Genomic DNA, 14517 nt, shown 5'->3' on the forward strand with positions numbered 1-14517 from the left:
GATATGAGATTGACATGAACTTTCTTCTGATTCTGCTTGCCCTGCTGATTTCGGGCATTGCGGTGCTCTCCGTTGTGGCGCTCTCCGGTGAGCGTGCCGTGCCCGGTGCCGCGTTCTTCAGCGGTGTGGGCCGTGATGGTTTGGGCACCTTTGACCGTGTGGAGGATTTCGGCTTTATTGCTCCTCTCGTCGGTGCTCCCGAAGATGACAAGGCACTCGAGAACGCACCCGCTGCGGAGGCTGCCGCTTCGGCTACAGAATCTGCTGATGCTAACGTGGCTGCCGCTGAGCCGGTTCGCCGCGGTGCGGTTCCCCTGTCTGATGATGCGGAGAGCACCTTGAGCGCGCATGACTTTGTGGAGAAGCGAAAGAACCCGCAGGCTGAGGGCGTGCCTTCGGCGGCTGAGGGGAGCTAGCGCCGGTGAGTGTTCCTTCGCAGCACACTAGTCCTGTTCCGCCTGCCCACGCTGACTCTGCCACTGACCCCGCCACTGAATCTGCCGCTGGCACCGCCTCCCCAAAGGAGCAGAGCGAGTCCTTTGACGAGCTGCTGACCTGGGCGTATACCGCCGCCGGTGAGCGTCTGCACCGGGTGGGGGAGCGTCTGCGTGCCCTGCCCGCGTGGCTGTCGGTGCTACTGATTTATGGTCTGTCTCGCGTGTGGGGCTTCATTGTGTTTGCCGTGGTCGGCCAGCAGCAGCTACGCAGCCCGTGGGGTCAGCACCTGGATTATTTGTCGTTCATTAGCATCTGGGATGCCGGCTGGTATGAGCAGATTGCGGTACAGGGCTACCCGAGCCAGCTGCCGGTGGATGCAACGGGTGCGGTTCAGCAGAATCAGTGGGCTTTTTATCCGATTTTTCCGCAGCTTTCCGGTGCTATTAGTCGTGCGACGGGCATCGGGTACTACCCGGTGGCGGCGACGGTCGCTCTGCTTGCCGGTTTCGCGGCGGCGTGGGTGATTTACCTGCTGTTTGAGGCGTCGTTGAAGGCGACCGGTTTTAGGAGTGAGGAGTCGCCTTCTGCGCTGTCCATGTGGGCTGTGGCGTTGGTGTCCTTCTTGCCGGTTGCCCCTGTGCTTCAGGTGCCGTATGCGGAGTCGCTGAACCTGGTGTTCCTCGCCGGTGCCCTGCTGTGCCTGGTTCAGGGACGCTACGGTCTGCTGGTTCCTGTGGCGGCTTTGGCGTGCCTGTCCCGCCCGGTGGGTGTGCCCCTGGGTGCGGCTGCCGGTCTGTGGTGGTTTGCGTGCTGGGTTCGTTCGAGCCGCCAGTCGGGTATGGGTACGGCGTTTGTGCGTCATCTGGGGCAACTGGTGAGCGCCCTGGTGGTGTGTGCGTGTGCGCTGGTGTGGCCTGCGATTGCGTGGTGGGCTACGGGCCGTGTGGATGCGTACACCGCCACGGAGACGGCGTGGCGCGGCACCCATTTGGCGCCGATTGAGCCGTGGCTTTCGCAGGGTTACCTGTACTTTGGGTATGCGGCTCCGGTGCTGCTGACCCTGCTGATTTTGGGCTTTATTGCTCTGTGTTTGAGCCCGTTGGCGCGTAGGGTTTTGGCGGCTCCGCTGAACCTGTGGTGCCTGAGCTATTTTGCGTATTTGATTCTGTTTTTGAATCCGCAGTCGTCGACGTTCCGCCTGCTGTTGCCGTTGTTCCCGCTGGTGATTGTGGTGGCGGCGGCGAGCCGTTCGCGGGCGTATCGTTGGGCGCTACTGGTGGCGGGTGCGTGCACGCAGTGGGGCTGGGTGGGCTGGCTGTGGCATTGGAAGCAGCTGCCCGGCGGCGGAGATTACCCGCCGTAAACCGCTGAAACTATCCAAGGGCTGTTTGAGACCGCCGGTGTGCTGCCGGCGGTCTTTTGCGTTCGGGAGGCGGGCGTGCCTGCGGTTGGAGCCGCAGCGTTTAACCCGGCGGTGGGGATTACCCGCCGTAAACCGCTGCTGTGGTGCTCTTAGCCGTGGGCGCAATGCCCCTCCTCGGTGCTGTAGCATACGCCTTCTGCTTGTCCAGAGCTTAAAGACACGTCCAGAAAGCGCCGCGGGTTCGGCGGTGCTGGCTCGGAACTGATAATCTATATTCTGTGTTTGGTATTAGTGGCACCGAGTTGATTATTTTGGCCATCATCACGTTCGTGGTGATTGGTCCCGAACGCATGCCCGAATACGCCCGACAGATCCGTGAATTCGTCAAGACCGTGCGCCGCATGGCGTTCGACGCGAAGGACGACTTCAAGGAAGCCCTGGGCGAGACGGGTCTGGAAGATATTAACTGGCGCCAGTACGACCCCCGCCAGTACGATCCGCGCGTGATTGTGAAGCAGGCATTCGCTGAGGATGACGCCGAACGTGAGCGTGAGGCAAGGGAACGTGAAGCGGCGCTGCTGAAGGAGAAGGAAAAGTCGGAGAGCCGTGCTCTTCCGCGAGGCGCATACGCCCCCTTCGACGTGGACGCCACCTAAGATTTTGAAACGAAAGAACCCCACACCGTGATGGTGCGGGGTTCTTTCTGTTCTCGGCTGCTTGGCCGTGCTGTTTAGCCGGCAGCTTCTAGATGCTTGGTCCTAGACAGCTACCTACACCTTTAGACGAAGAGCGGCAGGCTCTGACCCGCCCTCGACTCGCCCGAGTGTAGTAGCTGCGAGGCGATGGACTGAATCTCTTCGGCGGTGGGCGAATCCGGGTGGCCCCAGACCACGGGGGTGCCCTCGTCGCCGCCGGTACGCAGGTTCACGTCCAGCGGGACAGAACCGAGCAGCGGTACCGGGTAGGAGAGCGCCTCCGAAAGACGCTCAGCGAGCACCTGACCGCCGCCAGAACCGAACATATCGAGCACGGTACCGTCCGGCAGGGTCATGGCAGCCATGTTCTCGACCACGCCCACGACCTTCTGACCGGTCTGCAGGCTCAGGGTGCCGGCACGTTCCGCCACATCCACCGCGGCGTGTTGCGGGGTGGAAATGAGCACCAGCTCCGCATTCGGCAGCAGCTGGGCCATGGAGATGGCAATATCGCCGGTACCGGGCGGCAAATCGAGCAGTAGCACATCCAGGGCACCGAAGTGCACGTCCATGATGAATTGCTCCAGGGCGCGGTGCAGCATGGGGCCGCGCCACGCCACCGGCTCGTTGCCCTTGAGGAACATGCCGATAGAAATCACGCGAATAAAGCCGCCGCTGACCTTCTGCTCACCCCAACGCTGGGCGGGGGCGGGAACGTCCACGGTCGGCGGAAGAATCAGGTCATCCAGGCGGGTCGGGGCGTCGGTAATACCCAGCAGACCCGGGATGGAGAAGCCGTGCACATCCGCGTCAATAATGCCCACCGCAAGCCCGCGCGAAGCGAACGCGGCGGCAAGATTCGCGGTCATGGAGGACTTACCCACGCCACCCTTACCGGACACCACGCCGAACACGCGGGTCAGCGAACCGGGGGCGGTGAACGGGTTGGAACGCTCCGGCTTGAGCATCGAACGCAGGGCAGAACGCTGCTGCGGGTTCATCGCACCCACCTGCAGCTGCACACGCTCAATGCCCTCAACGGTGGTGGCGGCGTCACGAACCTGCTGTTCGATGGTGTTCTTCAGCGGGCAACCCTCAATGGTGAGCAGAACCTTTACCTCTGCCCAGTGGCGACCGGGAATCGGCTCACCGCGCTCATCCAGTTCAGGATGCACGAGTGCAGTCTCAACCATGCCCAGCTCCGTAATGGGGCGGCGCAGTTCGGGATCCTCGACGCGGGCGAGCGCCGCGTAGAGCGCATCCTGCAGGGGCGAATTAGCGGTCACGGGCGCCTCCCTCACGGGCGCGCTCTGCCTGCTGCTGTGCCTGCTGAGATTCGCGGCTCTGAGGCTGGCTCAGATCACCGCGGTGGGGATCCTCGCTGCGGTGGGAATCCTGTTCGGAGTCTTTCGCGGAGCGTTCAGCCTTGTCAGAGGCCTGCTCGGTACCGTTCTCAGTACCCTCAGAGTTCTGGCCCTCAGAGTTCTGGGCATCAGAGCCCTGCTCCTCAGCGTCCTTCTCCTCACCCTCGGAAGTGTCGATATCGTCGATAGCCTCCTCCAGGTCCTCAATGTCCTCACTGATGTCCTGCAGCTGCTCGGCGTGACGCTCCTGCTCCTGCGCAATGTTCTGCAGTTCCTCAAGAATGTCTCGCAGCTCGCTACGGACGAAGTCACGGGTCGCAACCTCACGCAGAGCAATACGCAGCGAAGCAATCTCGCGGGTCAGGTACTGGGTCTCCTCCAGGTTCTGCTGGTCGCGCTTACGGTCCTCAGACGCCACCACGCGGTCGCGGTCATCCTGACGGTTCTGCGCCAACAGCAGCAGGGGAGCAGCGTAAGAAGCCTGCAGGGACAGCATCAGGGTCAGCAGGGTGAAGTTCAGGCTACGCGGGTCGAACTGCATCTCCTCCGGCGCCAGGGAGTTCCAGGCAAGCCATACGCCACAGAAAATGGTCATCCACATCAAAAACTGCGGGGTACCCATGTAGCGTGCGAACGCCTCAGTCATGCGGCCGAAAGCGTCCGGGTTGGGACTCGTGAACAGCTTCGGCTTGCGGGTGCCGGGGGTGCTCAGCTGCGAGTCGCTACGCTGCGGGCGGGAGTCGCCGCGCTCGCGGTTGCGTTCAGCGTACTTCTTCTCCAGGCGGTCTTTGAGAATGCGCGCCTTATCGATGCGGGGGTTCTCTTCGGTACGGTTTGCGTCGCGGCGGTTCGAATCAGCCAAAGCGTCGTCCTACCTTTCGTACGGGAGTTCCATCATCGTAAGTTCGCCAGTCTTCGGGCAGGAGCGCATCGAGCACGTCGTCGATGGTCACTGCGCCTACCAGGCGGTGCGATTCGTTCACAATGGGAACGATGGTCAGGTCGTAGGTTGCCAGCACGCGTGCCAGCTCTTCCAAACTTGCCTGGTCAGAGACAGGCTCAGTGTCGGTATCGAGGATGTGACCGATCGGCTCGCTCGGCGGCACACGCAGTAGCTTCTGCATGTGCACCAGACCCAAGTACTTGCCGGTCGGCGTTTCCAGGGGCGGGCGGGTCACCATGACGGCAGCCGCCATCGCCGGAGGAATCTCCTCGGCGCGGATGTGCGCGAGCGCCTCCGCGACGGTCGCCTCGGGGGAGAGGATAATCGGCACCGGGTTCATGAGCGAACCGGCGGTACCTTCGTCGTATTCGAGCAGTCGACGCACATCGTCTGCTTCGTCGGGTTCCATGAGTTGGAGCAGCTTTTCACGCTGGGCGTCGTCCAGTTCGATGAGAAGGTCGGCGGCGTCGTCCGGTTCCATTTCTTCGAGGACCTGCGCGGCACGCTCGTCGTCCAGGTGCGACAGAATCTGCACCTGGTCCTCGGCGGGCAGCTCCTGCAGAACGTCTGCAAGGCGCTCATCTTGCAGTTCGGCGGCGATTTCGACCATGCGCTTATCGCTCATCTCGTGGATAGCGTCTGCAAGGTCGGCGGGCTTGGAGTTCTCGTGGTTAGCGACGAACGCGGTTGCCGCCTGCGGTTCCACGTCGGTGGAGAGCAGAGCCTCGTCCCAGTCGACGATGAGGGTCTCCTTGGAGCGGCGGCGCCACGTGCTGGAGGAGGAGCTGACGCGGGAAACGAACAGCTCGGTTACGCCCCAGTCGCCGTTGCGGCGCTGCTCAATGGCGACGTCCTCAATGACGGCGTCACCGCTGCCGTCGAGCAGGCGCACGCGGCGGTCAAAGAGCTCACCGACGATGAGAGTCTCAGAGTTGCGCTGCTCAAAACGGCGCAGGTTCACCAGGCCGGTTGAAATGATCTGTGAAGCGTCGATACTTCGCACACGGGTCATGGGCATGAACACGCGTTTCTTGCCGAGCACCTCAACGATGATGCCGACAACAATGGGTTCGCTGCCCTTGGCGGGGCGGGCGCCCGCAATGGATGCGCCCAGCCCGCGTTTGAGCACGACGACGTCTCGGAGACGGCCGAGGCGGTCACCGAAGGGGTCAAAAACGTCGAGGCCCAAAAGGCGGGCAATGTAAATCTTGCTGGGGGTGCTGAACTTCGAATTGCTCACCTCTCTAGGGTACGCTCCGCCGCAGGGATTCGCACTTTGAGAAGCCTAATTGAACAGGTGTTTGCTACGCCTGTAGAGGAGCTGACTGCCCACCGGGTCCAGGGTTGGGGTGGGCGGTAGAATAGGAGCCATGACTTCTAACCTGCCGAATATTCCCTCGACCCCGCCTTCTTCATATCTGGCGTCGCGCCTGGCGCAGGCTCAGGGCAAGCCCCTGCCCGCCGGTGAGGCAATCGCTTCCTTCGTCCGTCACGATGATGCGCTCGCCGCTTTTGATGTGCTCAGCGAGCAGGATTATCCGGTTACGGCGCTGTACCTGGTCAATGACGGTATCCGCCAGGTGGAGTACCCGGTACAGCCCGGTTATGGTCGTGCCCTGATTTCTTCGGCGATTCAGGGTGCGTCGATGGGCCTGGTGTTTTCGGTGCTGTTGACGCTGACCGGTGACTCTTTTACGTCGGTGGCACTAAAGTACGTGCCGCTGTCGGTGGTGGTGTTTGTGCTGTGGCAGATGTTCATTCTGCGCCGCGGCAGGGGTGTTCGTTACCCGATGCGTACCGAGGCGATTCCCTCGCGCACCGTGATGTACGCCCTGCCGGAGTACGCTCAGGATGCGCGCCGCGTGCTGGGTGCCCACCCTCGCTTCTCGGCGGCGGTTGCGGCTGCGCGTGCGGCGGCTGCCCCGGAAGCTTCGCAGGCTCGTGCAGCTCAGAGCACCGTCTCGATGAATGGCGCACCGGTTCCGACTGGCGCACCTAAGGCTCCCTCGTACCGTGCGCAGGCGGGTAGCCAGCCGGCGCCGAACCAGAACCTACCCGAGCGTGATACGACCGCGCAGAACGCGGTGGCTCAGAGCGCGGCGCAGAACATGCCGGCACCGGTTGCCCCCGCTCAGCCCGCTCAGCCCGCTCAGCCTGCTGAACAGGAACCGACCAGCACTGAACAGGCAAGTACCGGCCAGGCGACCGCTCAGAAGTCAGATACGCAGAAGCGCCCGGCTCAGCGGTACGGTCTGCGCGTGGATGACCCGGAAGAATACGCGAAGCTGATTCAGCCCAAGCCGCAGCGTCCGACTCCGCGCCCGCAGGGCCTGCACGATAAGTCCTCGCAGGACTCCGAATAACCGAACCCACAACGGCGGTAGCCACCCACAACAGCGGGAAACAGGCATAGAAGATACGCAGCGTAGAAGATACGCGAAGGCCCCTCACCGAACGAATCGGTGAGGGGCCTTCGCTATGCACATACAACCGGCACTAACCGGTGTTAGTGGCGTGAAGAGTCAGGCTTACTTCGCCAGCTTCGCCATCCACTCCTCGATGCCCTCAACGGTGCGCGGCAGCGCAGCGGAGAGGTTCACGTTGCCGTCCTCGGTGCAGAGCACGTCGTCCTCAAGGCGGATACCGATACCGCGGTATTCCTCGGGGATAGACATGTCCTCTTCCTTGAAGTACAGTGCCGGCTCAATGGTGAAGACCATGCCCGGCTCCAGTTCAGCCCACATGTACAGTTCAGCCTTCGCCTGCGCGCAGTCGTGCACGTCCAGGCCCAGGTGGTGGCTGGTGCCGTGCGGCATCCAGCGGCGGTGCTGACCGCCCTCAATGGTGAGGGAAACCTCGGCAGAAACCGGCAGCAAGCCCCACTCTTCCAGACGGTGAGCCAGAACCTCCATCGCGGCGTCGTGCAGTTCGTGGAACTTACGGCCCGGCTTAGCCACAGCGAATGCGGCGTCAGCAGCCTCCAGCACAGCGTTGTAGACCTTCGCCTGAACCTCGGTGAACTTACCGTTCACGGGGAAGGTGCGGGTCACGTCTGCGGTGTACAGGGTGTCGTCCTCAACGCCTGCGTCCAGCAGCAGCAGCTTGCCGTCATCGACGGTGCCGTTGTTGCGGATCCAGTGCAGGATGGTTGCGTTGTTACCGCACGCTGCGATGGTGTCGTAGCCCAGGTCGTTACCGTCGGTACGTGCCACGGAGAAGAACGCAGTCTCAACGACGCGCTCACCGCGGTGGTGTGCAACAGCCTTCGGCAGGGAGCGAATGACCTCTTCGAAGCCCTTGACGGTCAGGTCAACGGAACGCTGCAGGTTCTCAATCTCGATAGCGTCCTTAATCAGGCGAGCCTCGGAGAGAGCCACAGCCAGTTCGGAGTCCAGCTTGTCAGCCTGCTCCAGCTCCACGCCGGTGTTGTAGCGGGAAGTGTCAACCAGAGCGTCAACAGCCGGGTCAACGTTGCGGACCAGGCGGATATTCACGCCGCCCAGGCCCTGGTTGCCGGCGTTCTTGGTGATAGCAACCTCAAGCTCGGACAGGTCGCGGGTACGCAGACCGTAACGCTCGGAGAACTCCTTCAGGGTGGGGCGGGGGCCAACCCAGAACTCGCCGTAGCGTGCATCCGCGTAGAACTCTGCGGTGTCGCGGCCAGCCAGCGGACGGAAGTACAGGGTGACCTCGTGGTTGGAGCCGTTGTCGCCGGTACCCTCTTCGACGGGCTCGAAGATCAGCACAGCGTCAGGCTCGTGGTCGATGCCCAGGCCGGTCTGGTGCGCAAACGCCGAGTGGGGGCGGAAGCGGTAGTCGCAGTCGTTGGAGCGGACCTTCAGCGGGCCTGCGGGCAGGACGAGGCGCTCGCCGGGGAATGCCTTGGAGATCTTGGCGCGGCGCTCAGCGGCGTAGTCTGCTACGGGCTCGCGGGTGTAGCCGTCATCTTCGGCAGGTGCCCAGTTTGCGGCAATGAATTCGGTGAACGCAGACGCCTTAGGGGTGCTGCGGTGGTCAGTCTTCTGAGCTTCGGTGCTCTTCTCATTGTTCTCAGTCATGGGTTAATCATAGCCTCTTCATTACAGGTGGGCAGGTGTTTTAGCGCTTTTGACCATAAGAGCGGGCGCGGTGGGGCAGAATATATCTTTGACCTGCGACCGGGTACCCGATATTGCGCCGCCGATATTGGTAGGGTTGAATCAGAAGAGTAGATGATATGCCTTAAAACCCCGCTGAGGTGGCGACGAACTAGCAGGGGCGGGGAAGGAGAGAAGATGACGCAGACAGAACACCGAAATAGTGCACCGCAAAATACTGCGCAGCAGGTACCGCAGCCCGCTGAATCGGGCGCGCCTGAAAACCTGAACCCTGCCGGGCGCTACGATCTGCATATTCACTCCGCTATTTCTGACGGCACGCAGAGCCTGACCGAGCTGGTGCCGCTGATTGCTCGCGCCGGGTTGGCGGGTTTCGCGCTCACTGATCACGATACGACGGCCGGGTGGGCGCAGGCGGCTCAGCTGGCGGATGAGCACGGTCTGGATTTTCTGCCGGGTGCCGAGTTCTCCTGCCGTTACCGGTACACCGACGGTGAGGGCCGTGCGCGCACGAAGACTATTCATCTGCTCGCTTATGGTTTTGACCCGGTGGGTTCGGAGTTGGCGCGCCGTGTGGAGGCGATTCGTGCCAGCCGTGAGGGCCGTGCGCAGGCTATTGTGGGCCGTCTTGCCGCTGACTACCCGCTGACCTGGGATGACGTGTTGGCTCAGGTGGGGGAGGGGAACACGGCGGTGGGCCGCCCCCATATTGCTGATGCGCTGGTTGCTGCCGGCGTGGTTGCTGACCGTTCTGAGGCTTTTGCGAAGCTGCTGTACACGGGCAGCCCCTACTATGTGCCGCAGCAGGCACTGGATCCGTTGGAGGCGGTGCGTCTGGTGCGTGAGGCTGGGGGTGTGCCGGTGATTGCGCATCCGATGAGTACGATGCGTGGGCCCGCGTTGAGCCTGGAGTACCTGGGCTTGATGGTGGACGCTGGCCTGGCGGGCGTGGAGGTGTATCACCGTGAGAACTCCCCGGAGGACCGGGCGCGTCTGCTGGAGTTCATTGAGCGTCAGCGCGCGGCGGGCCGTGAGATGCTGGTGACGGGTTCGAGTGATTATCACGGTGCGGGTAAGCCGAACCTGCTGGGTGAGAATACGACGGATGCGGCGACGGTGGCGCGTATCCGCGAGCTACTGGCAACTCAGTAGTAAGACCCAGTAGTAAGACGAAAGAGTGCGGGGCGGGTTCCTAACTAAGGAACCCGCCCCATTCTTTTGTTTTCACCTCATTGCATATTCTTTAAATCTCTACCTGAAGGTTAGGATTTTTGATACGCTGAGAACGTTCCACTCATGAGGGTGCACAAAGATTGTGCCCCCCTATTTTGAAGGAGCTATGATGCTTCGACAATTATTCGCCCGTCCTACGAAGCGGGCTATCCAGGCTGGCGGCGCTGTACTCTTGGCTGGTGCCATGGTGTGCGGCAGTGTTCCGGCGTATGCCACCGGGCATTTGAAGCCTCACGAGGTGACCCCTATTGTGCAACCGGATGAACCGGCAGTGACCTGTAACGACCGCGCAGAGTATGAGTATTATCGGCAAGATGGCGAGTTGGGGCGTCGCGTTATCTTTAGTTGGGCACAGTGTGTTGGTCTGATTTCTGAGCGTCAGAAGTACCAAATGGTCAAGAAAGATAGTGTTATTTCTCGCGGCCAGTTTGTGGAGTATCTATACCGTCTGTCAGGTTCTCCCGAGGTGAAGAATCTTCCGACTCAGTCTCCGTATGGTGATATCAAGACTGATGATCCGCGTTTTCCTGTGGTGATGTGGGCTCGTCAGCGGGGCATTACCTGGGGTTGGAGTGATGGGAATTTCCATTACGATACCCCTGCTAGTGAGGCTGCTACTGCCTTGATGGTGTATCGATTGGCGGGTAGTCCAAACGTAACGGTAGAAGTAGACGATCCTAATGCCTATTTCCTATATACTCCTTGGAAGGAAAAATGGCCGAATATGCCCTATAATTCGGAGCTTCATAAGGCATACACCTGGTTATACTATGGTCTTCAGAATCCAAATAATAAAGATTCTGTCGAGAACGTATCGTATCGACAGCATGGTATCGTATCACCTAATGATGAATTTGAGTGGTTGACTTACGCTACGTATGAGCAGGCCTTTGAAGTGATTCGTCTGGCAGATAAATCTTTCAAATTTAAATAAGAAACGTATCCCCGCTTATGTATCAATACATAAGCGGGGATATGTTTATGAATTTATTCCACAACTATATATTCTTTTTTATTGGAAGTTCCCACTGGAGTCTCAGTAGATTTATAGACATACTGATTAATTTCAATCTTGTAGGGTGGGTTCAGGGAATTTTTAATAGAAAACTTCCATTTATCGTTCAGAACCTTGGGTTTAGGTTTGTTATTGTCTTCGTAGTCCATGTGGCATTCGTCGTATGCGTTTGCTCCAATAATATTCAAACGCCTAACACTACCTTCAAGATAGAAGCCCCACAGTGAAGCGAGGATTCTTTCTAGGGGTACTTCTTGGCTTGGCCCGTAGGGGTTGTCTGAGCGTACTCCTGTAAAGGTGCAGTCGCTAGCCCATGAGCTGATATACCAGTTTGCTGCCTCGTGGTTATGTGCTGGCTTTGAGACTGCGTCGTGCCAGCTGGAGGACTCACCGATACAGCCTACATAGTTATTCCGCGGCATGAGGGCGAACCATCCGTGGCCGCCATTCTCTTGAGCCGTGCATCCTTGAAAGAGGTTACGCGTTCCGGCGACATACCATCCAGCACCGGCCTTGGCAGTATATTGATCGTCGGACTGGTCCTTTTTCCGCGTTACGTAGATAGAATTTTTTTGTATAGAGCGACGGTTGTACCAGCTGGTTGACCCAAAAAATTTGCATTGGGAGGCGTAGATTTCAATTCCGGCGTAGTTTTTCCCTGAAAGGTTGGCATCAGAGATATCTACTGTAAGGAATTTATTGTCTGCGCCACCAGGATTATTGTCATCTATCCTGCGCAACGGATGACCGACAGGTTTGCCAACCAGCAAGCCTTGACGCAAAGACTTGCGGACACGGATTTTATCAACTTTCATACCGCGGTCATGAAGCCCCAAAATCGCAACACCCATATCTACATCCCAAATTTCTAGGTTAGAGAGGGAAGGAACAGCCTCAGGGTCATTAGGCTTACCCCTAAACTCAGTATGCAGAATAACCCCTGCCACATGGGCTAGCGGTGCCCTAGTATGCGTATTATCCCTAAGTTGATCTACGTTGATATGCCCTTTTTGAGGGCTCGTGCGAATCCACATATCACGCACTCCGAAACGCATCGGACGGTTATCTGTCACCTTCATAGATGTCCGCTCCTGATAAGTTCCCGTATGGAAAACACCGAAACATTCATCTCGATTTTCACGAACTGCTTCATCAAGCTTATCTGTGGGCGTCGCAATAATTCGGGTGGACATTCCATGACCGAAAAACTCCACCTTATCGAGCAAGTGAATGAAGGGGTGCGACACCTTGTAAATACCGGCAGGTAGCTCAATTGACCCTCCACCGAGCCAATAGAGCCGCTCCGCCAGCATATTCAGCTGATCGGTGCAGTCTTCTACACCCGTGGGGTCTACGCAGTAATCCAGAACATTAACGTGAAGGCCGTTCTTCGCAAGATTATGGACTGTGCGTGCCCTCGCTTCGGTAGTGTACGTGAGGTATTGCAGACGCGTACGGAACTCGTCTAGCCGCTTCGTTGGATTCTCTACCCATTCCGGGGCAGGAGTCATAAACTCCTCGGGCTTATTTGCTTGCTCCGCATGGGCTGGGGAGAAAGCTGAGACTCCTGCAGTGGTTGCGGCAAGAGCTCCTCCTACCAAAAGGGCGCGCCGCGATGGCGCATGATATTCAGACATCGATGTCTCCTAGAGGTGAGTGAATTATTTGCCCTTCATCACGACGAAGTGATGTTAGTGGACGGATACCTTCTGCACGTAGCACCGTGCTGCGCTGCAGAAGATGCCTCTAGTGTGTATCGCTTTTTCTTCCCTTTGCAAGAAATTTTATGATTTTTACATAAATTCGTTTCAAGTTTCATGTAAATATTTCAATTTTCTTCAATATATTGATAAAGCCTATGAAATCTATTACTTTAAAGATTTTTAACATTGCACTGAAGCTGAAGGAGAGAATGAAACTGTGTCGGTTTGCTCTGTATCTTGGCGACAGAAAGGGGCGTGCTACTCAAGAGAATGGTGGCCACGGATGGTTTGCCCTCATGCCGCGGAATAACTATGTGGGCTGTATCGGTGAGTCCTCCAGTTGGCATGACGCAGTCTCAAAGCCAGCACATAACCATGAGGCAGCAAACTGGTATATCAGCTCATGGGCTAGCGACTGCACTTTCACGGGAGTACGTTCTGATAATCCCTACGAAGATAGTGACAATCCAGAGGATAAATTTTCGCTTGATACGGCTCTCGCAGCACGATGGGGGTTCTATATTGAAGGAGGAGCCGGACGCCTTAACATCATCGGGGCAAATGCTTTCGACACCTGTCATCAATCTAGTAAGCAACGTACTAGTGACCAGATAAAATTGCTGACAAATAACTGGATCCTACGCGTTGATAAACCGCTATATAAGTATGCCAGAATTGAAGTTAATCACTACTCATATAATCTTGGAATTAAAGAGGAAGAAACTCCTGAGAAGAAGCTCTCTATAACCGTATAAGAGCGAAAAGTAGCTGTGCCCCGCATTTATTCTGCGGGGCACTATGATTACTTGTCGAATGCTCCCAGAGAGTCAGCGACTCGCAAAGCTGAAAAAGCTAAATCGTATTCTGCGAAGGTGAACCAACTATTTTTCCCTGATTGTGCATTGAAATTCATTCCGAATCGAACATTATAATATTCGTTGATGTATCCTTCTTTCTCTAAAGAAATCTTTTGGGTAATCCACAAATAAGCCTTATGCAGCTCTGAACCGTAAGGCATATTGGGCCATTCTTTATCCCAGGGGTCGCTCCATGCTTCCCTGTGATATTCAGGGACATTCACGTCCGGCTTACCAGCCAAACGGTACAGCATGAGTGCAATCGTGGAATCGCTGGCGGGGGTATCGTAATGGAAATTCCCATCACTCCAACCCCACGTAATACCCCGCTCACGAGCCCACATCACCACAGGAAAACGCGGATCATCAGTCTTAATATCACCATACGGAGACTGCCCCGGAAGATTCTTCACCTCGGGAGAACCCGACAGACGATACAAATACTCCACAAACTGCCCGCGAGAGATAACTGGAGATTTAATAAATAGCTGGTGTTTTTGATATTCGGTAATTAGACCAGCACACTCAGCCCAGTCGAATACAAGTTCCTTTGCTAGAGCTGTATTTGCCATATAACGGAAAAGAGCCCTATCAGTGCAGGTTACTGCGGGTTCGTTTGGTTGTGCGATAGGTGTAGCCTGACGGGGCTTAACCGACCCAATGGCATACGCCGGCACGCTACCGCACACCATGGCGCCTGCCAGCAGCACGGCACCACCGGTCTGGATAGCCCGCTTCGTGGGGCGGGTGAATAATTGTCGAAGCATCATAGCTCCTTCACAAACAGGGGGTGCACAATCTTTGTGCAC

General features: G+C 57.9%; 13 protein-coding genes. 7 read left to right on the forward strand and 6 right to left on the reverse strand.

Annotation, left to right across the window (positions count from 1 at the left end):
• The first annotated feature begins 14 nt into the window (after window positions 1–14).
• From RM6536_RS06525 to RM6536_RS06535, 3 genes are all read left to right on the forward strand, one after another.
• A complete protein-coding gene (locus RM6536_RS06525; protein ID WP_060824499.1) occupies window positions 15–416 on the forward strand; it encodes a hypothetical protein in 402 nt (133 codons plus the stop codon).
• A gap of 5 nt (window positions 417–421) precedes the next feature.
• A complete protein-coding gene (locus RM6536_RS06530; RefSeq protein ID WP_060824500.1) occupies window positions 422–1801 on the forward strand; it encodes a hypothetical protein in 1380 nt (459 codons plus the stop codon).
• Between the two features lie 278 nt (window positions 1802–2079).
• Complete coding sequence (locus RM6536_RS06535; RefSeq protein WP_060824501.1) at window positions 2080–2457, forward strand: twin-arginine translocase TatA/TatE family subunit; 378 nt, start codon at window positions 2080–2082, stop codon at window positions 2455–2457.
• Window positions 2458–2579: 122 nt separating this feature from the next.
• Here RM6536_RS06535 and RM6536_RS06540 read toward each other — a convergent pair whose 3' ends face one another.
• The 3 genes from RM6536_RS06540 to RM6536_RS06550 are packed head-to-tail and all read right to left on the reverse strand — an operon-like array spanning window position 2580 to window position 6043.
• Window positions 2580–3782, reverse strand: coding sequence for a P-loop NTPase (locus tag RM6536_RS06540; protein WP_060824502.1), 1203 nt, complete (start codon window positions 3780–3782; stop codon window positions 2580–2582).
• Window positions 3772–4722, reverse strand: a complete 951-nt coding sequence (locus tag RM6536_RS06545; protein WP_060824503.1) for a DUF1003 domain-containing protein — start codon at window positions 4720–4722, stop codon at window positions 3772–3774. Before RM6536_RS06545 ends, RM6536_RS06540 begins: the two co-directional genes overlap by 11 nt.
• A complete protein-coding gene (locus RM6536_RS06550; RefSeq protein WP_060824504.1) occupies window positions 4715–6043 on the reverse strand; it encodes a magnesium transporter MgtE N-terminal domain-containing protein in 1329 nt (442 codons plus the stop codon). The genes RM6536_RS06545 and RM6536_RS06550 overlap by 8 nt, the downstream gene beginning before the upstream one ends.
• A gap of 130 nt (window positions 6044–6173) precedes the next feature.
• Here RM6536_RS06550 and RM6536_RS06555 point away from each other — a divergent pair, with 130 nt between their 5' ends.
• The gene (locus RM6536_RS06555; RefSeq protein WP_060824505.1) at window positions 6174–7166 is read left to right on the forward strand and encodes a hypothetical protein; all 993 of its coding nucleotides are present in this window, start codon (window positions 6174–6176) and stop codon (window positions 7164–7166) included.
• A 165-nt stretch (window positions 7167–7331) separates the two neighbouring features.
• Here RM6536_RS06555 and RM6536_RS06560 read toward each other — a convergent pair whose 3' ends face one another.
• Window positions 7332–8861 (reverse strand): aminopeptidase P family protein, encoded by a 1530-nt coding sequence (locus RM6536_RS06560; RefSeq protein ID WP_060824506.1) that lies wholly within the window; start codon window positions 8859–8861, stop codon window positions 7332–7334.
• A gap of 216 nt (window positions 8862–9077) precedes the next feature.
• Between RM6536_RS06560 and RM6536_RS06565 the strand changes: the two genes are divergently transcribed.
• The gene (locus tag RM6536_RS06565; RefSeq protein ID WP_060824507.1) at window positions 9078–10052 is read left to right on the forward strand and encodes a PHP domain-containing protein; all 975 of its coding nucleotides are present in this window, start codon (window positions 9078–9080) and stop codon (window positions 10050–10052) included.
• A gap of 187 nt (window positions 10053–10239) precedes the next feature.
• Window positions 10240–11067 carry an S-layer homology domain-containing protein gene (locus RM6536_RS06570; protein WP_231917944.1) on the forward strand — a complete coding sequence of 276 codons (828 nt, stop codon included), beginning with the start codon at window positions 10240–10242 and terminating at the stop codon, window positions 11065–11067.
• Window positions 11068–11120: 53 nt separating this feature from the next.
• Here RM6536_RS06570 and RM6536_RS06575 read toward each other — a convergent pair whose 3' ends face one another.
• Window positions 11121–12785, reverse strand: coding sequence for a hypothetical protein (locus RM6536_RS06575; protein ID WP_060824508.1), 1665 nt, complete (start codon window positions 12783–12785; stop codon window positions 11121–11123).
• Between the two features lie 221 nt (window positions 12786–13006).
• Between RM6536_RS06575 and RM6536_RS09030 the strand changes: the two genes are divergently transcribed.
• Window positions 13007–13606 carry a hypothetical protein gene (locus RM6536_RS09030; protein ID WP_231917945.1) on the forward strand — a complete coding sequence of 200 codons (600 nt, stop codon included), beginning with the start codon at window positions 13007–13009 and terminating at the stop codon, window positions 13604–13606.
• A gap of 47 nt (window positions 13607–13653) precedes the next feature.
• On the opposite strand, the gene RM6536_RS06580 is transcribed toward RM6536_RS09030, so the two are convergent.
• Window positions 13654–14478: an S-layer homology domain-containing protein gene (locus tag RM6536_RS06580; protein ID WP_231917946.1), complete on the reverse strand. Its 825-nt coding sequence runs from the start codon at window positions 14476–14478 to the stop codon at window positions 13654–13656.
• Window positions 14479–14517 lie beyond the last annotated feature (39 nt).

The sequence above is a fragment of the Rothia mucilaginosa genome (assembly GCF_001548235.1).
Taxonomy (GTDB): domain Bacteria; phylum Actinomycetota; class Actinomycetes; order Actinomycetales; family Micrococcaceae; genus Rothia; species Rothia mucilaginosa_B.

Excerpts from the sequence above, each read along its gene's own strand:
- RM6536_RS06525 (WP_060824499.1), top strand. The coding sequence starts at position 15 with ATGAACTTTCTTCTGATTCTGCTTGCCCTGCTGATTTCGGGCATTGCG.
- RM6536_RS06555 (WP_060824505.1), top strand. The coding sequence starts at position 6,174 with ATGACTTCTAACCTGCCGAATATTCCCTCGACCCCGCCTTCTTCATAT.
- RM6536_RS06560 (WP_060824506.1), bottom strand. The coding sequence starts at position 8,861 with ATGACTGAGAACAATGAGAAGAGCACCGAAGCTCAGAAGACTGACCAC.
- RM6536_RS06565 (WP_060824507.1), top strand. The coding sequence starts at position 9,078 with ATGACGCAGACAGAACACCGAAATAGTGCACCGCAAAATACTGCGCAG.
- RM6536_RS06570 (WP_231917944.1), top strand. The coding sequence starts at position 10,240 with ATGATGCTTCGACAATTATTCGCCCGTCCTACGAAGCGGGCTATCCAG.
- RM6536_RS06575 (WP_060824508.1), bottom strand. The coding sequence starts at position 12,785 with ATGTCTGAATATCATGCGCCATCGCGGCGCGCCCTTTTGGTAGGAGGA.
- RM6536_RS09030 (WP_231917945.1), top strand. The coding sequence starts at position 13,007 with ATGAAATCTATTACTTTAAAGATTTTTAACATTGCACTGAAGCTGAAG.
- RM6536_RS06580 (WP_231917946.1), bottom strand. The coding sequence starts at position 14,478 with ATGATGCTTCGACAATTATTCACCCGCCCCACGAAGCGGGCTATCCAG.